The following is a 22811-nucleotide window of genomic DNA, read 5'->3' as shown; positions in this document are numbered from 1 at the left end:
GCCGCCCTTCCGGAACCGAAAACCCCACCGAAACCGGCATATCGCCCCCACTTGTCCACAGGCGAGTGACACGAAGCGGTAACGGCAACAAGAATGCGCATGTGACATCCCGCCGGACGTTTCCGGATGGGGTGTCCGTGTTTCGGGGTGGGCCGGACCGCTGCGCGCGAGTCGGCCCGTGAATGGGGTATCCCCTGCTCCTCGTGAGCGTGGGGCAGGGCCGAGGAGGGCCGGGTGACGACCTATGACGATCGAGCGAGCCTCACAGATCTGACCACGACTGCGGAGCGGGTGCGCAGGTCGGTGGAGAGTGTGATCGAGGGCAAGCCTGAGGTCGTACGGCTTTCGCTGACCGTACTGCTGGCCGAGGGGCATCTGCTCATCGAGGACGTCCCCGGAGTCGGCAAGACGATGCTGGCCAAGGCGCTGGCACGGTCCATCGACTGCTCGGTGCGGCGCATTCAGTTCACGCCGGACCTGCTGCCTTCGGACATCACCGGCGTGTCCATCTTCGACCAGCAGCGGCGCGACTTCGAATTCAAACCGGGCGCGATCTTCGCCCAGATCGTGATCGGCGACGAGATCAACCGCGCCTCGCCGAAGACCCAGTCGGCGCTGCTGGAGTCCATGGAGGAGCGCCAGGTCACCATCGACGGGCACAGCTACGAGCTGCCCGACCCGTTCATGGTGGTGGCCACCCAGAACCCGGTGGAGATGGAGGGCACCTATCCGCTGCCCGAGGCCCAGCGCGACCGGTTCATGGCGAGGGTGTCGATCGGCTATCCGAGTGCCGACGCCGAGCTGCGGATGCTCGATGTGCACGGCGGTCTCTCGCCGCTCGACGACCTCCAGCCGGTGGCGCACGCGCACGACATCATCAAGCTGATCGACGCGGTGCGGACGGTCCATGTGGCCGACGCCGTGCGGCGGTACGCGGTGGAGCTCGTCGGGGCCACCCGCAGCCATCCCGATCTCCGGCTCGGCGCCTCGCCCCGGGCCACCCTGCATCTGCTGCGCGCGGCGAAGGCCTCCGCGGCGCTGAGCGGCCGGGACTACTGCCTGCCGGACGATGTGCAGGCGCTGGCGGTCGCGGTGCTCGCGCACCGGCTGCTGCCGACGGCACAGGCCCAGCTGAACCGCCGTACCGCCGAGCAGGTCGTGCTGGAGATCCTCCAGCAGACACCGGTTCCGACCGCGAGCGGTGGCGTCACCCAGGTCCGTCCCCAGCATCAGCCGGGCCGTCCGGCGTACGGCCGGCAGCAGCCCGGCGCACGGCGGGTGTGATGGCCGCCGGGGGGCCGGCCGCGATGGACGACGGCGACGAGAAGGGCGGTCTGCGGACCGCTCTGAGCGGGCTGACCACCCGTGGGCGGTCCTTTCTGGCTGCCGGTATCGCCGCGGCGATCTGCGCCTACGTGCTCGGACAGGCGGATCTGCTGCGGGTCGGGCTGCTGCTCGCCGCGCTGCCGCTGGTCTGTGTGGTGGTGCTGGTCCGCACCCGCTACCGCGTCGCGGGCACCCGGCGGCTCGCGCCGTCCCGGGTCCCTGCGGGCACGGAGGCGCGGGTCCATCTGCGGATGGAGAACGTGTCGCGGATGCCCACCGGGCTGCTGATGCTCCAGGACCGGGTGCCCTATGTGCTCGGCCCGCGGCCCCGGTTCGTACTGGACCGGGTGGAGGCCGGCGGCCGTCGCGAGGTGTCCTACCGGGTGCGGTCGGATCTGCGCGGGCGCTATCCGCTGGGTCCGTTGCAGCTGCGGCTGAGCGATCCGTTCGGGATGTGCGAGCTGACCCGTTCGTTCAGCGCGTACGACACCCTCGTCGTCATTCCGCGGACCGAGCCGTTGCCGCCGGTGCGGCTGGCCGGCGAGGCCTCGGGGTACGGCGAGGGACGGCAGCGTTCACTGGCACTGGCCGGTGACGACGACGTGATTCCGCGCGGCTACCGGCACGGCGACGACCTGCGCCGGGTCCACTGGCGCTCGACCGCGCGCTACGGCGAGCTGATGGTGCGTCGCGAGGAGCAGCCGCAGCGGGCCAGGTGCACGGTGCTGCTGGACACCCGGCTGATCGCCTACCAGGGGACGGGGCCCGATTCCGCCTTCGAGTGGGCGGTGTCCGGCGCCGCGTCCGCGCTGATGCACATGCTGGAGCGCGGCTTCGCCGTCCGGCTGCTGACCGACGACGGGAACGCGGTTCCGGGCGAGGGCGCGGGCGGTTTCGCCGGGTCGACGCAGGAGTCCGCCGATTCGGCGGGTCTGATGCTGGACACCCTGGCGGTGGTCGACCACTCCGACGGCAGCGGTCTGTCGCGCGCGTACGACGTGCTGCGCGGCGGCAACGAGGGTCTGCTGATCGCGTTCTTCGGTGATCTGGACGAGGAGCAGGCGGCGGTGGCGGCGCGGATGCGGCAGCGCAGCGGTGGCGCCGTCGCGTTCGTACTGGACAGCGCGGCCTGGGTGCAGGGCGACGTCCTGCCCGCAGGGGCGGAAGCGGCGTCCGAGCGGCGGCTGCGGCTGCTGCGGGAATCGGGCTGGACGGCTGTGGCGGTGGCGCCCGGGACCGGTCTCGCCCGCTACTGGCAGCAGGCGGGGCACCAGGACGTGGCGGCGCAGTCCGCCGCCGTCGGCGGCGCGGCCGGCACGACAGGTTTCTCCGGGGGATGGTCATGAGCAGTCGTGGTCGGCTGACGCTGTGCGCCTTTGCGGCGACGCTGATGGCGGCGGCCTCGATACTGCCGCTGGTCGAGCCGGCCGGGTGGATCCTGCAGGCCGCGTTCGTGCTGGCGGTCCAGAGCGGGATGGGTGCGCTCGTCCGCCGGGCGCCCGTGCCCCGTGCGCTGGTCGTCGCGGCGCAGGCGCTGGTCACGCTGGTCCTGCTGACGGTGGTGTTCGCCAGGGAGCAGGCGCTGGCCGTTCTGCTGCCCGGCCCGGAGGCCGTCCAGCGGCTCGCGCACCTGCTGACGTCGGGCGCCGAGGATGTCGGCAGGTATGCCGCTCCGGCTCCCGTGACGGACGGCATCCGGCTGATGCTGATCGGCGGTGTGCTGCTGGTCGGGCTGGCCGTGGACGCCCTCGCTGTGACGTTCCGCAGCGCGGCCCCGGCCGGGCTGCCGCTCCTCGCGCTCTACTCGGTGGCCGCGGGGCTGTCCGAGGGCGGGGCGGACTGGCTGTGGTTCCTGCTGGCGGCCGGTGGCTATCTGCTGCTTCTGCTGGCCGAGGGCCGGGACCGGCTCTCCCAGTGGGGGCGGGTCTTCAGCGGAGCGGCCGCCAGGTCCCCGGGAGGTCCGGCGGTCGGTGCGGCGTTTTCGAGCAGCCGGCCGACGGCCCCGGTCCGTACCGGGCGCCGCATCGGCGCGCTGGCGCTGGGCGTCTCGCTGCTCGTTCCGGCGGCGCTGCCGGCGCTCGACGGCGGAATGCTCATCGGTACGGGCGGCAGCGGGAGCGGCAAGGGTGGCGGCGGCACCATCTCCGCGGTGAACCCGCTGGTCTCGTTGCAGGACAACCTGAACCAGCCGGAGAACCGGCAGGTGATGTCCTACCGCACCAATGCCGGCGCCCCACAGGGGTTCTATCTGCGGATTCTGGCCCTGGACCAGTTCAACGGGAGCGAGTGGCGGCCCTCCACGCGACGTCTGAAGGACGTGCCGAAGCGGCTCCCGGATCCGGCGGGCCTCGGCCCGGACGTGGCGGTCACGGAGATCAGGTCGAACATCTCCGCGTCCCGCTCCTACCAGCAGACCTATCTGCCGCTCCCCTACCCGGCGACCGAGGTCAAGATCGACGGGCGCTGGCGGTACGAACCGGTGGGACGGACGCTCGTCGGTGACCGCGGGGAGACGACCCGCGGCGCGCAGTACCAGGTCACCAGTCTGGTGGTCGAGCCGACCGCCGAACAGCTCGCCGCGGCGGGCCCGGCGCCGGCCGCTCTGCGGCGCGAATACACCCGCGTCCCCGGCACCCTGCCGAAGGTGGTCGAGGAGACCGCGAACAGGGTGACCAAGGGCGCCGCCAACGACTACGAGCGGGCGGTGAAGCTGCAGGACTACTTCGCCTCGGACGGCGGCTTCAGCTACAACACCTCGGTGAACTCGGGCACCGGAAGCGCGGCGATCACCCGGTTCCTGAAGGACAAGCAGGGCTTCTGCGTCCACTTCTCCTTCGCGATGGCCGCGATGGCACGGACGCTGGGCATTCCGGCCCGGGTCGCGGTGGGCTTCACTCCCGGCACCGAGCAGTCGGACGGTTCGGTCTCGGTGGGGCTGCGCGATGCGCATGCCTGGCCCGAGCTCTATTTCGAGGGCGTCGGGTGGACCCGTTTCGAGCCGACTCCGACGCGGGGCAGCACGCCGGCGTACACCCAGCAGGACCTCCCCGCGAGTGACACGAACGTCCCGGCCCAGCCGGAGAAGGGCTCCTCGGCGGCTCCCTCGATCGCGCCGTCCGTCCCGGACAGCTGCCCGGCGCAGATGCGCAAGCAGGGCGAGTGCGGCAGCACGGCGGCACCGGGGGCGGCGGCGCCGACGGATTCCGGGACACCGACGAGCGCCGTCGCCGGTCTGGTCCTGCTCGCCGCGGTGATCCTCGCGCTGCTTCTCCTGCCCCTGCTCTGGCGGCTCCGGGCACGCCGACGCAGGCTGAGTCTCTCCACCAGGCGCACACCGTCCACAGGACAGGGCGCCACCGCCACCGACCTGGACCACGGCATCGAACCGGGCCGCACACCGGTGTACGCGACGACCGGAACGCTCGCGGCCTGGCAGGAGATCACCGACACGGCCTGGGACCACGGCATCGAGCCGGACGACTCCCGGACCCCGCGCAAGGCGGCGGCCCGGGTGGTGCGACTGGGTCGGCTCGACCCCGATGCGGCCGCCGCGGTGCACCGGGTGGCCGGGGCGGTGGAGCAGGTCCTCTACGCCCCGGAGCCCCGGGCGAGCACCGGGCTGGCCGAGGACGTGGAGACGGTACGAGCCGGTCTGCGGGCGTCTGCCGACCGGCTCACCCGGATCAGAGCGGTCGTGGCTCCGCGCTCGGCCGTTCGGGTGATCTGGGCGGCCTCGGACCGCTGGGCGGCGATCACCGGCAGGTGGACGGCGCTGTGGAGCCGGGACCGGTGGGCGGGGTGGCTGCGACGGCCGTCGCGCCAGCGGGGGTGACCGGGGACGCAGGCCATGCCCGCCACCGGTCGCAGTCCTGGGCACGGGCATGGCCTGCGTCCCGCCACCGGTCGCAGCCCTCGGCGTGGGCGCGGCCTGCGTACCGCCACCGGTCCCGGGCGCGGGAGGGATCCGGTAGCTGTGCCGGCCCGGCCGACCGGCCGCCTTCGCCCCGCAGCGTGCGTTCATGCGGGCGGACCGGGGCTCCCTCGGGTCCGCCCGCGCGAAGGCACGCATGCATGCCCTCGTGGAAGGCCCTCCCATGAAGAAGTCAGGCCGACGGCGACCGGCGGTGGCCTGTCCCGGGCACACGTGAGGGGCGGCCGCGAAGACGCGGCCGCCCCTCACCCAAGTGTGTCCGAGGGTCTACTGACCCTGCTCGTCGCGGCGGCGCTGCCACCGCTGCTCGATGCGGTTCATCACGGTCCGGCGTTGCCTGGGCCGGCTGCGCTCGCCGCCGCCTCCGGCTGCCGGATGCTCGCCCGGTTTGGGCGCCTTGCGCCAACCAGTGACCGCAAGGACCGCGCAGCCCAGCATGACGAGAAAACCCACCACGCTGATCCAGATCTGCTGGGCGACCATTCCGGCCATGAGGAGCGCGATACCCACCAGGAAGCCTGCGACCGCCTGGTAGACCCGTCGCCGGGTGTACGTACGCAGCCCGCTTCCCTCGAGCGCTGTCGCGAACTTGGGATCTTCGGCGTACAGCGCTCGCTCCATTTGCTCGAGCATTCGCTGCTCGTGCTCCGAGAGCGGCACGGAGTCCTCCTCGTCGTCGGCCGCGGGGGGCGGCCGGTATGCGGCCCTTCCAGGATAGGCAGGGAATCGCCCCCGTGAAACCCGCCTTCTTGCCCATCAGCCAGTCCGGGCCGCCACAACGGCTCAGCTGCTGAGGCGTTGATTCCCCAACCTCCGATCCGTCATGCCGGATGGTGTCCCCCGATCATACGGGGCGAAGCCCCCGATCGGGGGGCCTGGTGCGTACTCCGTCTGCCGCTGCGTCGCTGATCAGCCGCGCTGCGGCCGAGCAACCGCAGGACCGGACCGCGCTCAGGCGCGCTTCGTGCCCAGAACGTGCAGCTGCGTCGCGACCGAGTGGAAGGCGGGCAGTTCGGCCGCGGCGGACTCCAGCTTGAGCAGGGCCTCCATGGCACCGGGCTCCGTGTCCACCAGGACGCCCGGCACGAGGTCGGCGAAGACCCGTACACCGTGGACCGCCCCGACCTCGACGTCGGCCCCGGAGACGAGCTCGGTGAGCTGCTCCGCGGTGTAGCGCCGGGGCACCGGGTCGCCCTCGCCCCAGCGGCCCGCCGGGTCGCTGAGCGCCTGCCGGGCCTCGGTGAAGTGACCGGCGAGCGCCCGCGCCAGGACGGCACCGCCGAGCCCGGCGGCGAGCAGGCTGAGCGCACCGGACGGCCGGAGCGCCTCCACCGCGTTGCGCACGCCCTCGGCGGGGTCGTCGACGTACTCCAGGACGCCGTGGCACAGCACCGCGTCGTACCCCCCGCGCTCGACCACCTCGAACAGGCCGTGGATATCGCCCTGGACGCCGCGGACCCGGTCGGCGACCCCGGCCTCGGCCGCGCGGCGCTCCAGCGCGAAGAGCGCGTTGGGGCTGGGGTCGACGACGGTGACGCGGTGGCCGAGACGGGCGACCGGCACCGCGAAGTTGCCGGTGCCGCCGCCGGTGTCCAGGACGTCCAGGGCGTCCCTGCCGGTCGCCTTCACCCGGCGGTCGAGGGCGTCCTTGAGGACCTCCCAGACCACGGCGGTACGGAGGGAGGCGCGGGGGCGCAGCTGGTCCGACACGGCAGATGACTCCTCGGCACGGTGCCGCCTCTGACGGCGGAGCGTGAACAGTGCAGGTGGTACGAGCGATGCCCACCCTATTGCCTCGCGCCGCCGCCGCCCTCATCCCGCGTCGGGCCGCGCCCTCCTGGCCTGCGGGAGCACCGGCTGGAGGACCAGCAGCCGCTCGACCAGGCGCAGGAACATCGCCGCGTCACGCAGCAGGTCGTCGGCGTCCCGCCGACTGGCCGCACCTGGAATCCCGGCTTCCGCGCGGGCCCTGCGGCGGGCGCCGGAGGCGAACAGTGCGCTCCATTCGGTCAGCTCGGGGGCTATTTCGGGCAGGACCTCCCAGGCGCTGCGGATGCGCTCCCGGCGCCGCTTGGACGTCTCCGGGCGGCCCCGCGCGGCGAGCACCGCGGCCGCGGTGCGCAGCGCTGCGAGGTGGGCGGTGGCATACCGCTCGTTCGGCACATCGAGAACGGCGGCCTCGTCGAGGCCGGTGCGGGCCTGGGCGAGCAGATCGAGGGCGGCGGGCGGCGCCGCGGTACGGCGCGGAACGGGGTGGACATCGCTTGCCGGGCCGGTCAGTGAGGGGGCAGGGCCGTCTGCGCGGCGCCGGGGTGCGGCTGCTGCGGACGAGTGGGCCATGACGAAACCTCCTGTCTCGTGTAACGGCTCCGTGGCCGTATGTATCCATCGTGAGGGGCACCACTGACAATCGCCCCGAAACCCTCTCCGACCTGCGCTTTTGCTTCGTTCGCAAGTTCGGGCTACCTTTTTGAACTGACTGGTCAGTTCAAAACAAGGGGGAGGGCCTGTGGACAGCCCGCACGGGGCATCCGTCACCGCCGAGAATTTCGGCCTCAAGGGGCCGCGCGGCTGGGCCTTCCGAGGCCTGGGTGTCGATGCCGGACCCGGTTCGCTGGTGGCGATCGAGGGCCCGTCCGGCTCGGGCCGCACCTGCCTGCTGCTCGCTCTCACCGGCCGGATGCGCCCCACCGAGGGCCACGCGAAGGTCGGCGGGCTGCGTCTGCCGCGCAAGATGGCCGCCGTACGCCGCATCGCCGCACTGGGCCCGGTCCCCGGGGTCAGCGAGCTCGACCCGGCCTTCACCGTCGCCGAGCACCTGCGCGAGCGGGCCCTGCTGCAGCGCCGCTTCGACGGTTCGCTGCGCGCCCTGCTGCGCCCGCGCGCCGAGCGGGTCGCCACCGCCCAGGAACGGATCGACGCGGCGCTGGACGCCGCCGGACTCGACCCGGCCACCCTGCCCAAGGCCGGGCGGACCTCCGTACGGGATCTGGAGCGGCTGGAGGCACTGCGGCTCTCCATCGCCCTCGCGCTGATCGGCAGCCCCCGGCTGCTCGCGGTGGACGACACCGATCTCAAGCTCTCCGACGCCGAACGTGCCGAGGCCTGGCAGCTGCTGCGGTCCATCGCGGACAACGGCACGACCGTGCTCGCCGTCTGCAGTCAGGCGCCCGAGGACGCGATCACCCTGCGTACGGACAGCGCGGGCAGCACGGACGACGCGGTCGGCGCGGACGGCACGACCGCGGAGACCGCGGAGACCGCCGAGACCGCGACCGGGGAAACCACGACCGAGGAAGGAACGGCCGATGCGTTCGCCGAGACTGGCCGCGCTTGAGCTCAAGCGTTTCGGCAGGGGAAAGCTGCCGCGCGCCGCGCTGGTCGCGCTGCTGCTCCTGCCACTGCTGTACGGCGCCCTGTACCTGTGGTCCTTCTGGGACCCGTACGGCCGCCTCGACAAGATCCCCGTCGCGCTGGTCAACAACGACAAGGGCGCCACCGCGTCGGGCAAGCGCATCGCGGCCGGCGACGAGATCACCGGCAAGCTCCTCGACTCCAAGGTCTTCGACTGGCACGAGGTGAGTTCCGCCGAGGCCGACAAGGGTGTCGAGGACGGGACGTACTACCTCTCGCTCACCATGCCGTCGGACTTCAGCAAGCGGATCGCGTCCAGTTCGGGCGACTCCCCCGAGACCGGCGCCCTCCAGGTGCGGACCAACGACGCCAACAACTACATCGTCGGGCAGATCTCCCGGACGGTGTTCTCCGAGGTGCGCACCGCCGCGTCGACCAACGCCTCGCGCGGCTTCTACGACCGGATCTTCATCAACTTCTCCGACCTCCACGACGCGACGGCGAAGGCCGCCAAGGGGGCCGACGATCTCAAGGGCGGCATCGGCAAGGCCAAGAAGGGATCGCAGGATCTCGCGGACGGCCTGAAGGACGCCAAGGACGGCAGCGGCAGGCTGGCCGGCGGGATCGTCAAGCTGGACAAGGGCGCGGGCGACCTCGAAACCGGTTCCCGGCAGGTGGCCGACGGCACTCAGCAGCTCGCCGACAAGGTGAACGGGGTGGCGGCCGACGTCCGCCCGTTCCTCAAGGACAACGGCAAGTCGATCGGCGACACCGCCCGGCTGGTCTCCGACTCCTCGAAGACCGTGCGGGACAACCTCGACCTGCTGGTGAAGGCGGCGCCCACCGCGGCCATCGCCGCCCACACGGCCTCCGACGACCTGGTCGAGATCTACCGCACCAGTTGCACGGACGAGCCGGTGCCCGACTCCACCGTCTGCCCGCCGCTGAAGCGCGCCAAGACCGCGGCGGCCGACGTCGCCGCTGTCGCCGACGATGTGAACGTGCTGGTCACGAACCAGAACGGTGATCTGAAGAAGCTGCGCACCCAGCTGACCACGCTTCAGCGGCAGGCCGATGACCTGGCGGAGCGTGCGCCGCATCTGGACGAGGACCTGGAGTCCGCCGTCAAGGAGGTCAACGCGCTCAACACCGGTGCCCACAAGGTCGCGAAGGGAGCCGACGATCTGCACACCGGCCTGGCCACCGCCAGGACCGGCTCCGCCGACCTGGACACCGGCGTGAGCGATCTCAAGAAGGGCGCGACCAACCTGGACAGCGGGCTGATCCGGCTCGGCGACGGCTCGGCCACCCTCGCCCAGGGGCTCAACGACGGCGTCGGCCAGATCCCCGACTACGACAAGAAGGACCGCGACGCCCGTACGGGAGTCATGGCCGACCCGGTGCAGCTGGCCTCCCAGTCGCTGCACGCGGCCCCCAACTACGGCACCGGTTTCGCGCCCTACTTCATCCCGCTTTCCCTCTGGGTCGGCGCGATGGTGGCCTACATGCTGATCCAGCCGCTCAACCGGCGCGCGCTCGCCGCCGGGGCCTCCGCCTGGCGGATCGCCTTCGCGGGCTGGCTGCCGGTGGCCGCGATCGGTCTGCTCCAGGTGGCCGCCCTGATGTCCGTACTGCACTGGGGGCTCGGTCTGCAGATGGCCCGCGCCGCCGGAACGGTCGGCTTCCTGGCGCTGGTGACCTGCTGCTTCGCGGCGATCGTGCAGTGGCTGAACGCTCAATTCGGAGCCGCGGGACGGATCCTTGTACTGGCCGTGCTGATGCTCCAGCTGACCTCGGCCGGGGGAACGTATCCCGTCCAGACCAGCCCCGGATTCTTCAACGCGATCCACCCCTACCTGCCGATGAGCTACATCGTCGAGGGGCTGCGCCGGCTGATCACGGGCGGCGGCCTGGGCCCGGTCTGGCAGGGCAGCGCGGTGCTGCTGGCCTTCACGGCGGGGGCGCTCGCCCTGACCGCGGTCGCCGCACGCCGCAAGCAGGTGTGGACCCTGGACCGGCTCCACCCGGAGCTGAGCCTGTGAGCACGCCGGAACCTGTGAGAATCGGGGGCATGGAAAGCAGTAGCACCACGCGTCGCCGGGCCACCCGGCAGAAGCTCTACGAAGCGGCCGTGACCCTCATCGCCGAGAAGGGCTTCTCGGCGACCACGGTGGACGAGATCGCCGAGCGCGCCGGGGTCGCCAAGGGCACGGTCTACTACAACTTCAAGAGCAAGACCGAGCTCTTCGAGGAGCTGCTGCGCCACGGGGTCGGACTGCTCACGGCCTCGCTGCGCTCCGCGGCCGAGGAGACCGAGGAGCGCGGCGGCACCCGGGTCGAGGCCCTGGACGCGATGATCCGGGCGGGTCTGGTCTTCATCGACCGCTATCCGGCCTTCACCCAGCTGTACGTCGCGGAGCTGTGGCGCACCAACCGTGCCTGGCAGGGGACCCTCCTGGTGGTACGTCAGGAAGCCGTCGCGGTGGTGGAGGGGGTGCTGCGCGAGGGTGTGGGCAACGGCGAGCTGAGCGAGGAGATCGACATCCCGCTGACGGCCGCCGCGCTGGTCGGCATGGTGCTGGTGGCGGCCCTGGACTGGCAGGCGTTCCAGCCGGAGCGTTCGATCGACGATGTGCACTCGGCACTGTCGCTGCTCCTGCACGGGCGGGTCAGCGGGCGCTGATCCGCCCGGCCGGGTGCGCGGCAGCACGGGAAGACGCCGGTCCGGTGAGGCTCGATCCCCCCGAGCCTGCGCCGGACCGGCGTCTTCCGTACTGCCGGAGAGCCTTCCCCCGTGACCTTCGTTCCCCCGTGGTCCCCGGGCTCTCCTTCGTGCTCCCCCGTTCCGGAGGGAACGCCGCGACCGTTCCGCCGCCCCGTGTCGGCGGTGCCGGGGCCGCGCCCTCTCCGTGCGTTCCACTCTCCCGTCCGCACAGGTGGGAGCCCATCCGCGCATCTACTCATCTCGTCGCCTAGGTACGGATACTCAGAGCTGCGCACCGAACCCACCCCGGGCGTTGCGCCATCTGGCCTACGATCTCGTCCGTGTCCGTACTTCCCCTGGTGTTCACGAGCGGCTGGGCGAGCGGGATCAACGCCTACGCGGTGGTCCTGCTGCTCGGTGTCTTCGGCGCGACCGGTCTGACCGACGAGGTGCCCGCGTCGCTGCAACGCACCGACGTCCTCGTGGTGGCCGGCGTTCTCTTCCTGTGCGAGGTGGTGGCCGACAAGATCCCGTACGTGGACTCGGTCTGGGACTCGGTGCACACCGTCATCAGGCCGGTCGCCGGTGCCGTCGTGGCCGCGCTGCTGGCCGGCGAGAGCGGTTCGCTGCCGCAGCTCGCCGCCGCGGCGGTGGGCGGTTCCACCGCGCTGATGAGCCATCTGGTGAAGGCGGGCACCAGAATGGCCGTCAACTCCTCCCCCGAGCCGTTCAGCAATGTCGCCGTGAGCATCGCGGAGGACCTGGGCGTCGCCGGGATCGTCACCTTCGCGATATTCCATCCGGTGGTGGCCGCGGTCATCGCGGGGACGCTGTTGCTGCTGGGCATCGTGATACTGGCCTTCCTGGCCTCCAGAATCCGTCGGTATCTGCGCCGCAGGGCTCAGCGGCGGGAGGAGAAACGCCTGGCCGGGAAGGGTTCGCACTGGCCGCCGGACTGACTGTCGGTGGTGGCCGTTAAGGTCACTGACATGGCACGTATTGCGGTGATCGGCGCCGGGATGGGCGCGATGGCGGCGGCCGCCCGGCTCGCCGTGGCAGGCCACCGGGTGACGGTGTACGAGCGGTCGGAGACCTTCGGCGGTTCGGTCGGCCGGTATGCCCATGAGGGCTTCGCCTTCGACACCGGTCCGACGCTGCTGCATCTGCCCGCCGTCTACCGCGACTTGTTCGTGAAGACCGGCAAGGAGCCGCTGGAGCGGTGCGTCACCATGACCCAGGTCGATCCGGCGAGCCGTCATCTGTTCGCCGACGGCACGGCGGTCTCGCTGCCGAACGCCTCACGGGCCGGGGTCGTCTCCGCGCTGGACGGCGCGCTCGGTGGCGGCGTCGGCGCGGCCTGGGGCGAGTTCCTGGACCGGGCACGCGATGCCTGGGACCGGTCCCGGCGTCCGCTCCTGGAGGAGCCGTTGCGCCCCGACTGGCAGGTGCTCGGCCGCGATCCGTATCCGGCGCTCCGCCGGCGCCGCCTGCTGCGCTCCGCCCGACAGGCGGGCACGGTCGCGGAGGTCGGCGCGTGGGAGCTGGCGGACCCCCGGCTGGCCGCGCTCCTCGACGGGTACGCCCTGTCGTACGGGCTCGATCCGCTGCGCGCCCCGGCGGCGGCCGCCCTGCTGCCGTACATGGAGGAGACGTTCGGCAGCTGGTACGTCGCCGGTGGGATGCGGGCCCTGGCACAGGCGGTGTACGAGCGGTGCCTGGCCCGGAAGGTGGAGTTCGTCTTCGGCGCCGAGGTGGCCCGGGTCGTCGAGAAGGACGGCCGGGCGGCGGGCGTCGAGCTGATGGACGGCACGGTCGCCGAGGCCGGCCATGTGGTGCTGGGGGCCCGGCCGTGGCCGGGGCTGGTGCCCGGTCAGGAGCTGTGGCACGACGGCGACGTGGCGGTGCGGCCCCGGCCCGGAGAAGGGGTGGTGCCGGGCCGGTTCCTGGTTCTGCTCTCGTTGCGCGGCGCCCGGCCCGCGGATGCCGTGCACCGGACGCTGGTGCATCCCGAGGACGGCGCGGCGGAGCGCGCGGCGGTGTTCGGCGGAAGGCTCGCCGAGCGCCCCACGGTGACGGTGCTGCGCCCGGACGACCCGTCGACCCGCCCCGACGACGCGCACGAGGCGGTGACGCTGATGGCGACGGTCGCCCCGCACGGGGCGGTGGACTGGACGGACCCGGCGGTGCGCGAGCGGTGCGCCGATGCGCTGATCGAGGCGGCAGCCGCGGCCGTGCCCGGGATACGGGAGCGGTTGCTCCATGCCGAGGTGCGGACGCCGGCCGAGACCGCTGCCGACACCGGCGCCGAGGGCGGTTCGGTGCCCGCGCCCGCGCTGGCCGGGGCGGGCGGCGCGTATCTGCACCCGGGCAATCGCACCCGACTGCCGGGGCTCTACACCGCGGGCGGCTGGGCGCACCCGGGCGGCGGGCTCGCCCACGCGGGCATGTCGGGAGCGCTGGTCGCCGGGCTGATCGTGGAGGGTGACGGCTTCCGCGGCTCCCAGTGACCGGGAGAGCCGTCTGCCGGGCCCGTCGGCGATCGGGCCGCCCGCCCGTCGTCAGTAGCGGTACTGCTGCTCGTCGTAGCCGTTGCCGTTGTTGTAGCCGTTCGGGAACGGGGCGGGCTGCGCGGGCTGTTCCGGCGGTGTGACCGGGTACTGCTCCCCCTCGCGCTGCTGAGGCACCCAGACACCGCCCGGCGGGGTCTCGGGAGCGTACTGCTGGGCGTACGGGTCGGGGTCGTGCTGCTGCCGGCCACCGAAGCTGTCGTAACCGTTGCCGTAGCTGTCGTACGCCTCGTACTGCGCGGGACCGCCGGTGGTGCCGGTCCCGATGTACGGGTCGGAGTACGCGGCGTACTGCTGCCGCTCGGTGCCGTAGTCGTACTGCCCGGTGAGCGGGTCCTGACCGGCGTACGGGTCCTGGCCCTCCGCCCCGTACGCGGCGGAGGCCGGGGCGGGGGCGGTGTACGGGTCGTACGCGGCGTACTGCGGCTGGGGCTGTCCCTCCTGGCCCGGCCCCTGCTGCGACCGGCGGTGGTCGGAGTAGACGCCGTACTGCCCGGTGTCGTCCGGCAGCGGTTCGGGTTCGTAGACCGCGGCCGCCAGAGCCTCGGCGTCCGCGCGCTGCGGTGCCTGCCCGTCGTACGCCGTCTCCACGTCCGACACCTGGAGCGTGGGCCCGCGGCCCTCCCGGTCGCCGCCGCCCCGGCGACGACGGCTCGCGCCGGGCCTGCCCCCTATGGCCCAGCCGGTGGAGAAGCCGCGCCGGAAGGAGAGCGTGACGTATGTCTGGCCGGTCGCGAAGGCGATCGTGCCGAGGACGATGACGAACACCGACGGGATCAGCACGCCGACGACCACGCAGCCGAAGCCTCCGAAGGCGAGCAGTCGCCAGCGAAGGCGCGCCTTGTACTGCAGGAGCACCTCGCCGAGCAGCCACAGCGCAACTATTCCGAACGCGATGTAGAGGACCGTCCAGCCCATGCCCGCCCCCTTCTACGGCCACCGCCCCGGGTCGCGGCGGGTACGGCCGGTCACGACTGCTTGTGCAGTCCGAGATTCTCGTAGATTTCGAGCGTCGCCGTCGAGTTGTTGAGCGTAATGAAGTGCAATCCGGGCACACCCTCGGATCGCAGCCTCGCGCAGAACTGCGTTGCGAAGTCGATGCCAATGGAGCGTACAGCGGCGGGATCGTCCTTGGCGGCGAGGATGCGTTCTTTCAGGGACGAGGGGAAAGACGCGTTGCTGAGCTGCGCAAACCTGTCCAGCTGTTTGACGCTGGTCAGCGGCATGACCTCGGGGATGATCGGGGTTCCGCAACCCGCAGCGACCACACGGTCACGCATACGCAAATAGTCCTCCGGATTGAAGAACATCTGGGTGATTGCATAGTCGGCTCCGGCGCGGCACTTGTCCACGAAATGCCGGATGTCGGTGTCCCAGTCGGTCGAGCGCGGGTGCATCTCGGGAAATGCCGCGACGCCGACGCAGAAATCGCCGGATTCCTTGATGAGCCGGACGAGATCGGCCGCGTACCGCACGCCCTGCGGATGCTCGATCCACTCGCTCATCGGGTCGCCCGGCGGGTCTCCGCGCACGGCGAGGATGTTCCGGATCCCGGCGTCCGCGTACTGCCCGATCATGTTGCGCAGCTCGGCGACGGAGTGGTTGACCGCAGTGAGGTGGGCGACCGGAGTGAGGGTGGAATCGGCCGCGATCTGCTCGGTGGCCTTCACCGTCCCGGCCCGGGTGGAGCCACCGGCCCCGTAGGTCACGGAGACGAAACTCGGCCGCACCGCCTCGACCCGGCGCAGCGCGTTCCAGAGGTTCCGCTCGCCCTTCTCGGTCTTGGGCGCCCAGAACTCGAACGAGTACGAGGTCTTGCCGGTCGCGAGGAGCTCACGCACCGTGCGTGCGTGATCTGTCCTGGTGGATGGTGTGCCAAGGGCCATATGGGCAGGTTAACCAGAGCACGACGACCGAAGGACCGGACCAGCGTGAATTGCCCGAATTGACTGGTTGTTTGTCCATCCTTCGGACAGTCGGCCGGATATCGCCTCCGGGCAGTCGGCCTGATCACGCCGTGGCGCGCGCCCGGATCCTCCCGGCCAGTTCGGCGGTGGCGGCGGCCGGGTCGGTGGCCTCGGTGATCGCCCGTACGACGACGACCCGGCGGGCTCCGGCGTCCAGCACCTCGTCGAGATTGCCGGCGTCGATCCCGCCGATGGCGAACCAGGGGCGCGGCTGGTCGAGCGAGGCGGCGTACCGCACCAGGTCCAGGCCCGGGGCGTGCCGGCCGGGCTTGGTCGGGGTGGGCCAGCAGGGGCCGGTGCAGAAGTAGTCCACGCCGGGCTCGGCGACGGCCGCGTCGACCTCGGACCCGGCGTGCGTGGAGCGGCCGATCAGCACGTCCTCGCCGAGTACCGCTCGGGCGGCGGGCACCGGCAGGTCGCCCTGGCCGAGGTGCAGCACGTCGGAGCCGATGGCATGGGCGACATCGGCCCGGTCGTTCACCGCGAGGAGCTTGCCGTGGCGCCGGCACGCCTCGGCGAGGACGGCCAGGTGGTCGAGCTCCTCGGCCGCCTCCATGCCCTTGTCGCGGAGCTGGACGATGTCCACCCCGGAGGCGAGGACGGCGTCGAGGAACTCGGGGAGGTCGCCCTGGCGCCTGCGGGCGTCCGTGCACAGATAGAGCCGGGCATCGGACAGCAGCGCGCGAGGCGTGGGCATGGTGCGGTTCCCCCCTGGGAGAGCATCGTGGAGCGGTTGTCGCCGGACGGTGCGGGGGCGCGGGCCGCGCGGTGTCGCGCGGCCCGCCCCTCACATACGGCCGGCGGTCAGACGGCGAGCGCCTGGGCGCGGCGCTTCACCTCCGTGCCACGATTCTCACTCAGTGCCTGGGCAGGGGTGCCCGGCAGGGTCGGGTCGGGGGTGAAGAGCCACTCCAGCATCTCTTCGTCGTTGTAGCCGTCGTCCCTCAGGAGCGTCAGGGTGCCGGAGAGGCCCTTGACCACCTTGTTGCCGTCGATGAAGGCAGCAGGCACCTGGAGTGTCCGGTTCTCACCACGTCGTACGGCGATCAGCTGGCCCTCCTTGACCAGCTGCCGCACGCGCGTCACCTCGACATCGAACATTTCGGCGATGTCGGGCAGGTGGAACCAGGCGGGGACGAGAGCATCGATCTTTGCGTCAATCTCGGTCACAGGGACAAGCCTGCCATCCCGGACTGACAGCCGATACCCGGAGTCAGCCCTTCAGGGCCTCGCGGACCACGTCGGCGACCCGGCAGTGGCTCTGCCGGTCACCGGTGACCCAGCCGTGCGCGGTCGTCAGGGAGCGCGCGTAGCAGGCCCCGGTGTCGGTGGTGCCCCGGTACTTCTCGGTCGAGGCTCCGTCGGCGGACTGGACGACACCGTTCGTGCGGACGAGGCTGCCGGTCGAGTCCACGGTGTCGTCCGTCACCGCGTCCGTGCGCCACGCGTGTGCGGAGCCCTTCCGGGACGCGTCGACGAGCACACGGCGCTGGGTGACGGCGGCCCGCATGTCGTAGTTGTTGTAATCGCCGTACACCGGGATGTCCATGTCCACGTCAATGGGGTAGGACCAGGTGTGCCGCTGCGCGTCCGTGCGCCCGTGGGTCCGGGTCGTCACCGTGGTGGAACCGTGGTCACGCTGATGCATCACCTGGTGGCTGCCCGTGCGGGAGACGTTGTCCGTGTTGGTGTACGCGAACTCCTGCTCGACGGTGGTGGTGACCCGGCCCTTCGAGGTCTCGACATAGCCCGAGATCTTCCAGGAGCGGCCGGTCGACACGGAGACGTCCGTGGAGCCGTTCCCGCCCGGGGTCTGGACGGTCTTCACGACCGGGGTGTGGCCGAGCGTGTTGGTGGTCACCTTGCCGCTCGTGCGGGACGCGTGCGCGTCCGTGTCGAGGAAGAGCGAGCCGTCGACGGTCCAGCCGTCGGCCGCGCCGTACGGGGTGATGCTGATGCCGTGCGGCTTGCCGTCGGCCAGCAGACCCGCGAAGGGGGTGAGGTCGATGTCGTACGCCTCGGTCCTGAACTGGTCGATGGCCGGGATCGGGCGCCACAGGGTCGGCACGATGCCGCCGGAGTACACCACGGGGTACGGCTGGGCGAGGCCGGCCGGCTGTCCGTCCACCGCAACCTGCACCTCACGGTAGGGGCCGCCGCCGCAGAGGTAGTCGGGAGCGGTTTCCGCCAGATCGCTGGGGACCGCGTCGAACCACTGCTCGTCGCAGCCGCCACCGCGTGCGTAGACCTCCAGGCGCGCCTTGGTCAGGTTGCGCGGGAAGGTGACCTCGGTGCGGGTGGAGCCGCCCTTGCCGACGTTCATCCAGGGGGCGTTGTCGGAGCCCGTGTCACCGAGCGGGACGATGCGGTCGGCCGTGGTGGCGGCCGGGTGACGCTTGTCGGCCTGGTAATACGTGACCGTCAGCTTGATCCTGTACACACCGGTGTACGTCTCGTTGACGACATTGCCCAGTTCGACCTGAAGCTTCTGCGGGTCCTTGAGGAGCGGCGCGAAGTCGGTGATGTCCTTGGCGACGTGCCAGCTGATGCCGTCCTCGTCGGGCTCGGCGGTGCTGGTGCGGAAGACCTCCGCGCCACCGATGAAGACTGCGGCGAGGCGGTCGTACTGACGCCCCTTCACGCTGCCCGACCAGTCGAGGACGACCTTGTTCCACGGACCCTTGCACGGCTTGGGCGGGGTCAGCGTGGTGGTGTACGGCGGTCCGCCGAGGGTGTAGCCGAAGTCGTGGTCGACGGCCGTCACCGAGCAGCTCTTGGTGTCCGGACGGGAGACCGGCGGCAGTGCGTCGATCGGGTCCTGGTAGTCGACAGCCGGGTTGGAACCGGGCTTGGGGGTGGCGCCCGCGTACGCCGGGGCGGCGAGTGCGCCACCGACGAGGGCGATCGACGCCGAGGCCATGGAGATTCCGCGCAGCGCGCGGGCCCATCTGTGCCGGAACATGCGCATCCTTCGAAGAGTGTGAAATGAGCAATCCAAAAGATGCACAGTGCACTAATTTCCGCCCGCCTCCAAGGGGGAGCCCACATGTCGGACGCCAACGTCCGCTTTCCGTACGCCTACTGACGGATCGCCGACTTCAGCGGTACGGAGGGGTCACCGGCCCGCGCCGGATCGAGCCGCGCCCCCACCTCGATGAGCTTGCGCCCCTGCGCCAGATCGCGCGGCCGGCCGACGGCGAGAACCGCGACCAGCACGCCCTCGCGCAGCCAGCACACCGACCAGGCGGCTGCGGCCGGATCGCCGCGCCACAGCAAGGTGTCGGCGCTCCCGTGGTGGCCCGCGTACTGCACGAACCGGTCGAACTGCTCGGACCAGAAGTACGGCACGGGGTCGTAGGTCATCGGCGCCGGGCCGTCGGCGGCGACTGCCCCGATGATGTTGGCGGCGGCGGTGCGCGGGCCCTGGAGCGCGTTGTCCCAGTGGTGGACGAGCAGGCGTTCGCCGTACCGGGCGGAGGGGAACGAGGCACAGTCGCCGACCGCGTACACATCGGGCAGAGAGGTGCGCAGCGCCCCGTCGGCGGTCACCGATCCGTCGGGGCCGAGCGCGATGCCGGAGCCGGCCAGCCAGCCGGTGGCGGGCCGGGCGCCGATTCCGACGACGACCGCTCCGGCCGGGACCGTACGGCCGTCCGCGAGGACCACCCGGCCCGGCTCGATGCGGGCGACCCGGGCTCCGGTGAGGAGTTCGGCGCCGCTCTCCGCGTACCAGGCGGCCATCGGGGCGGCGACCTCCGCGGGCATCGCGCCCGCGAGGGGCCGGTCGGCGGCCTCGACGACGGTGACCGCGCAGCCCGCGGCGCGGGCCGCGGTGGCGAACTCGGCACCGATCCAGCCCGCGCCGACGACCACGACGCCGTGCTGCTCGTCGAGGACCGGCCGCAGTCGTGCCGCGTCGTCGAGGGTGCGCAGCAGATGGACGCCGGGAACGCCCTCGGACCCGGGCAGGACGACCGGTTCGGCACCGGTCGCGATCACCAGGACGTCGTAGGGGACGGGTCCCGACGGGGTGTCCAGCTCATGCGCCGCGGGCCGCACACCGGTGACGTCGCGGCCCAGTCGCAGATCGATCTCCAGCGCCTCGAAGTCGATGTCGAAGGCGGAGTCCTCGGCCTTGCCGAGGAGCACCGCCTTGGACAGCGGAGGCCGGTCGTAGGGCTGATGCGGTTCGGCGCCGATCAGGGTGACGGGGCCGGTGAAGCCCTGCTCCCGCAGGGCCACCGCGGTCTGCACCCCGGCCATGCCCGCACCGACGATGACGACGCGGCGTCCCGCCCGCCGTTCCGGCTGTTCCGACTGCTGCTGCTCGCTCACCCGTACACCTTAAGCACCTGATAGATCGTCAGGAAAGGGTGTGTTCTCCGACCGTGCTCGTCCCGCCGCTCTCCCGCGACTCCCACGGGGTGGAAGCGAGGGTGTCGCCGGTCCGGGTGCCGATCCGGCCGGGCGTCCGGCCGGCCACCGGTGAAGGACGAGTCCGTCGAGCGGACGGGCCACGGCGGCTGCTCCCTTACCGGGCCGGGTGGCCGGGGTTAAGGTGGCCGACGTAAAGCACTCGCGGGAGCCCGGACGCACCGGGCTGAGAGGGAGGCTGGGCGGCCTCCGACCGTACGAACCTGATCCGGGTCATGCCGGCGAAGGGAGGGGCTGGAAGCCCATGCGTTCTTCTCGGAACGGAAACGGATCCGATGTCCTGGTCATCGGGGGCGGGATCATCGGCCTGGTGACCGCCTGGCGGGCCGCGCAACGCGGGCTGCGCACCGCGGTCGCCGACCCCGAACCGGGTGGCGGGGCCGCCCGGGTGGCGGCCGGCATGCTGGCCGCCGTCACCGAACTCCACTACGGCGAACAGCTCCTGCTGGGCCTCAACGTCGCCTCCGCCGCCCGTTATCCGGCCTTCGCGGCCGAGCTGGAGGCGGCGAGCGGGCAGGAGACCGGCTTCCGCGCCTGCGGCACCCTGGCCGTCGCGCTGGACTCCGACGACCGCGCCCATCTGCGGGACCTGCACGCCCTGCAGCGGCGTTCGGGCCTGGAGTCGGAGTGGCTCACCGGCCGTGAGTGCCGCCGGCTGGAGCCGATGCTCGCGCCGGGTGTCCGCGGCGGTCTGCGGGTCGACGGCGACCACCAGATCGATCCCCGCCGGCTGGCCGCCGCCCTGCTGACCGCCTGCGAGCGGGCCGGGGTGGTCTTCCACCGCGGCTGGGTGGAGCGCCTGAGCGTGGTGGGCGACCGGGCCGCCGGAGCGGTGCTCGCCGGGGGCACGGAGCTCGCGGCCGACCAGGTCGTGCTCGCCGCGGGCAGCCTCAGTGGCCGGCTGCCGGGGCTGCCGGACGAGGTCGTGCCGCCGGTCCGGCCGGTGAAGGGCCAGGTGCTGCGGCTGACCGTGCCGGCCCCGTACGCACCGTTCCTGAGCCGGACGGTACGGGCCGTGGTCCGGGGCAGCCATGTCTATCTGGTGCCGCGCGAGAACGGCGAACTGGTCGTCGGTGCCACCAGCGAGGAGCTGGGCTGGGACACCACCGTCACCGCGGGCGGCGTCTACGAGCTGCTGCGGGACGCCCACGAGCTGGTACCCGGCATCACCGAGCTGCCGCTCACCGAGACCCTGGCCGGCCTGCGCCCCGCCTCCCCCGACAACGCCCCGCTGCTCGGCCCCACCGCCCTGCCCGGCCTCCATCTCGCCACCGGCCACCACCGCAACGGGGTGCTGCTCACCCCCATCACCGGTGACGTCATGGCGGAGCTCCTCACCGGCGGCGAGCCGCCCGAGCCGGCCCGTCCCTTCACCCCGCGCCGTTTCTCGTCCGCCGCCGCCCCCGTACGTCAGGAGCAGCCCGCATGACCGCCGAGCCCGTACCCCCCTCCGTGTCCGTGTCCGTGAACGGCGAGGTGCGGCTCCTCGCCGCGGGCACCACCCTGGACGCCCTGGTCGCCACCCTGACCGCCGCGCGCTCCGGCGTCGCGGCCGCCGTCAACGAGACCGTCGTACCGCGCGGCCAGTGGTCGGCCGCCGCACTCCGCGACGGGGACCGCGTCGAGGTCCTGACCGCGGTCCAGGGAGGCTGACCATGGCGGACGACCTCTTCGCCCTCGGCGACACCACGTTCGGCTCCCGGCTGATCATGGGCACGGGCGGGGCGCCGAGCCTCGACGTGCTGGAGCGCTCCCTGACCGCGTCCGGCACCGAGCTGACCACCGTCGCGATGCGCCGCCTCGACCCGACCGTGCAGGGCTCGGTGCTCTCCGTCCTGCGGCGGCTCTCCATCCGCGTCCTGCCCAACACGGCGGGCTGCTTCACCGCGGGCGAGGCCGTGCTGACCGCCCGGCTGGCCCGCGAGGCGCTCGGCACCGACTGGATCAAGCTGGAGGTGGTGGCCGACGAGCGGACCCTGCTGCCCGACCCGATCGAGCTGCTGGACGCCGCGGAGATCCTGGTGGACGACGGCTTCACCGTGCTGCCGTACACCAATGACGACCCGGTGCTGGCCCGCAGGCTCCAGGACGTGGGGTGCGCGGCGGTCATGCCGCTCGGCTCCCCCATCGGCTCCGGGCTCGGCATCCGCAATCCGCACAACTTCCAGCTGATCGTCGAGCAGGCCCGGGTGCCGGTGATCCTCGACGCGGGCGCCGGGACGGCCTCCGACGCGGCGCTCGCGATGGAGCTGGGGTGCGCGGCGGTGATGCTGGCGTCCGCGGTGACCCGGGCCCAGGAGCCCGAGCTGATGGCCACGGCGATGCGGCACGCGGTGGCGGGCGGGCGGCTGGCGTACCGGGCCGGCCGGATTCCGCGCCGCCACTTCGCCGAGGCGTCGTCGCCGGTGGAGGGGCGCGCGGTGCTGGACCCGGAGCGCCCGGCCTTCTGAGCCGCCGGTACGGCGGACAGCGCATGTTCCTGTCACGGCTCGGCTGCAGTACGGCCCCGGGAGTGCCCCGGCCCGTGG

The 22811-nt window shown here is 72.1% G+C and carries 20 protein-coding genes and 1 riboswitch; of the genes, 11 read left to right on the top strand and 9 right to left on the bottom strand.

Annotated features, from left to right (window positions below):
• The first annotated feature begins 234 nt into the window (after positions 1 to 234).
• The 3 genes from OG520_RS29715 to OG520_RS29705 are packed head-to-tail and all read left to right on the top strand — an operon-like array spanning position 235 to position 5158.
• A complete protein-coding gene (locus OG520_RS29715) occupies positions 235 to 1284 on the top strand; it encodes an AAA family ATPase (protein ID WP_399325906.1) in 1050 nt (349 codons plus the stop codon).
• Positions 1284 to 2672: a DUF58 domain-containing protein gene (locus OG520_RS29710; RefSeq protein ID WP_406015212.1), complete on the top strand. Its 1389-nt coding sequence runs from the start codon at positions 1284 to 1286 to the stop codon at positions 2670 to 2672. Before OG520_RS29715 ends, OG520_RS29710 begins: the two co-directional genes overlap by 1 nt.
• A complete protein-coding gene (locus tag OG520_RS29705) occupies positions 2669 to 5158 on the top strand; it encodes a DUF3488 and DUF4129 domain-containing transglutaminase family protein (RefSeq protein WP_406015211.1) in 2490 nt (829 codons plus the stop codon). Before OG520_RS29710 ends, OG520_RS29705 begins: the two co-directional genes overlap by 4 nt.
• A gap of 366 nt (positions 5159 to 5524) precedes the next feature.
• Here the strand turns inward: OG520_RS29705 and OG520_RS29700 are convergent, their stop codons facing one another.
• The 3 genes from OG520_RS29700 to OG520_RS29690 all read right to left on the bottom strand — a co-directional run bounded on the left by OG520_RS29700 (position 5525) and on the right by OG520_RS29690 (position 7597).
• Positions 5525 to 5917, bottom strand: a complete 393-nt coding sequence (locus tag OG520_RS29700) for a DUF3040 domain-containing protein (RefSeq protein WP_266420430.1) — start codon at positions 5915 to 5917, stop codon at positions 5525 to 5527.
• Between the two features lie 291 nt (positions 5918 to 6208).
• Positions 6209 to 6967, bottom strand: coding sequence for a bifunctional 2-polyprenyl-6-hydroxyphenol methylase/3-demethylubiquinol 3-O-methyltransferase UbiG (locus tag OG520_RS29695; RefSeq protein WP_266420428.1), 759 nt, complete (start codon positions 6965 to 6967; stop codon positions 6209 to 6211).
• A gap of 102 nt (positions 6968 to 7069) precedes the next feature.
• The gene (locus OG520_RS29690; protein ID WP_399325914.1) at positions 7070 to 7597 is read right to left on the bottom strand and encodes an SAV_6107 family HEPN domain-containing protein; all 528 of its coding nucleotides are present in this window, start codon (positions 7595 to 7597) and stop codon (positions 7070 to 7072) included.
• A 169-nt stretch (positions 7598 to 7766) separates the two neighbouring features.
• Between OG520_RS29690 and OG520_RS29685 the strand changes: the two genes are divergently transcribed.
• From OG520_RS29685 to OG520_RS29665, 5 genes are all read left to right on the top strand, one after another.
• The gene (locus OG520_RS29685) at positions 7767 to 8594 is read left to right on the top strand and encodes an ATP-binding cassette domain-containing protein (RefSeq protein ID WP_406015210.1); all 828 of its coding nucleotides are present in this window, start codon (positions 7767 to 7769) and stop codon (positions 8592 to 8594) included.
• Positions 8566 to 10653: a YhgE/Pip family protein gene (locus tag OG520_RS29680; protein WP_406015209.1), complete on the top strand. Its 2088-nt coding sequence runs from the start codon at positions 8566 to 8568 to the stop codon at positions 10651 to 10653. The genes OG520_RS29685 and OG520_RS29680 overlap by 29 nt, the downstream gene beginning before the upstream one ends.
• Before the next feature lie 29 nt (positions 10654 to 10682).
• The gene (locus OG520_RS29675) at positions 10683 to 11294 is read left to right on the top strand and encodes a TetR/AcrR family transcriptional regulator (RefSeq protein ID WP_266420416.1); all 612 of its coding nucleotides are present in this window, start codon (positions 10683 to 10685) and stop codon (positions 11292 to 11294) included.
• A gap of 362 nt (positions 11295 to 11656) precedes the next feature.
• Positions 11657 to 12274: a DUF4126 domain-containing protein gene (locus OG520_RS29670; protein WP_399325922.1), complete on the top strand. Its 618-nt coding sequence runs from the start codon at positions 11657 to 11659 to the stop codon at positions 12272 to 12274.
• Positions 12275 to 12304: 30 nt separating this feature from the next.
• On the top strand, positions 12305 to 13822 hold the full coding sequence (locus OG520_RS29665) for a phytoene desaturase family protein (protein WP_406015208.1): 1518 nt from the start codon (positions 12305 to 12307) through the stop codon (positions 13820 to 13822).
• Between the two features lie 51 nt (positions 13823 to 13873).
• Here OG520_RS29665 and OG520_RS29660 read toward each other — a convergent pair whose 3' ends face one another.
• From OG520_RS29660 to OG520_RS29635, 6 genes are all read right to left on the bottom strand, one after another.
• On the bottom strand, positions 13874 to 14800 hold the full coding sequence (locus tag OG520_RS29660; protein WP_406015207.1) for a hypothetical protein: 927 nt from the start codon (positions 14798 to 14800) through the stop codon (positions 13874 to 13876).
• A 50-nt stretch (positions 14801 to 14850) separates the two neighbouring features.
• Positions 14851 to 15768 carry a methylenetetrahydrofolate reductase [NAD(P)H] gene (gene metF, locus OG520_RS29655; RefSeq protein WP_406015206.1) on the bottom strand — a complete coding sequence of 306 codons (918 nt, stop codon included), beginning with the start codon at positions 15766 to 15768 and terminating at the stop codon, positions 14851 to 14853.
• 124 nt (positions 15769 to 15892) lie between these two features.
• Entirely contained in the window at positions 15893 to 16546 is a 654-nt protein-coding gene (gene thiE / locus OG520_RS29650; protein WP_399325930.1) for a thiamine phosphate synthase, read from the bottom strand.
• A gap of 107 nt (positions 16547 to 16653) precedes the next feature.
• Positions 16654 to 17019 carry an Rv2175c family DNA-binding protein gene (locus OG520_RS29645; protein ID WP_406015205.1) on the bottom strand — a complete coding sequence of 122 codons (366 nt, stop codon included), beginning with the start codon at positions 17017 to 17019 and terminating at the stop codon, positions 16654 to 16656.
• 43 nt (positions 17020 to 17062) lie between these two features.
• On the bottom strand, positions 17063 to 18811 hold the full coding sequence (locus tag OG520_RS29640; RefSeq protein WP_406015204.1) for a peptide-N4-asparagine amidase: 1749 nt from the start codon (positions 18809 to 18811) through the stop codon (positions 17063 to 17065).
• A 116-nt stretch (positions 18812 to 18927) separates the two neighbouring features.
• Positions 18928 to 20184, bottom strand: a complete 1257-nt coding sequence (locus OG520_RS29635) for an NAD(P)/FAD-dependent oxidoreductase (RefSeq protein WP_406015203.1) — start codon at positions 20182 to 20184, stop codon at positions 18928 to 18930.
• Positions 20185 to 20417: 233 nt separating this feature from the next.
• Positions 20418 to 20530, top strand: a riboswitch (TPP riboswitch).
• On the opposite strand from OG520_RS29635, the gene thiO reads away from it, so the two are divergent.
• From thiO to OG520_RS29620, 3 genes are all read left to right on the top strand, one after another.
• Positions 20528 to 21712 carry a glycine oxidase ThiO gene (gene thiO / locus OG520_RS29630; RefSeq protein ID WP_406015202.1) on the top strand — a complete coding sequence of 395 codons (1185 nt, stop codon included), beginning with the start codon at positions 20528 to 20530 and terminating at the stop codon, positions 21710 to 21712. It overlaps the preceding riboswitch by 3 nt.
• The gene (thiS, locus tag OG520_RS29625; protein WP_399325939.1) at positions 21709 to 21936 is read left to right on the top strand and encodes a sulfur carrier protein ThiS; all 228 of its coding nucleotides are present in this window, start codon (positions 21709 to 21711) and stop codon (positions 21934 to 21936) included. Before thiO ends, thiS begins: the two co-directional genes overlap by 4 nt.
• Before the next feature lie 2 nt (positions 21937 to 21938).
• Positions 21939 to 22733, top strand: a complete 795-nt coding sequence (locus OG520_RS29620) for a thiazole synthase (protein WP_399325941.1) — start codon at positions 21939 to 21941, stop codon at positions 22731 to 22733.
• The last annotated feature ends 78 nt before the right edge of the window (positions 22734 to 22811 follow it).

Source organism: Streptomyces sp. NBC_00984, assembly GCF_045162475.1.
Taxonomy (GTDB): Bacteria; Actinomycetota; Actinomycetes; order Streptomycetales; family Streptomycetaceae; genus Streptomyces.
Note: the sequence above shows the minus strand (reverse complement) of the source record. Positions and strands in the feature narration are given on the sequence as shown.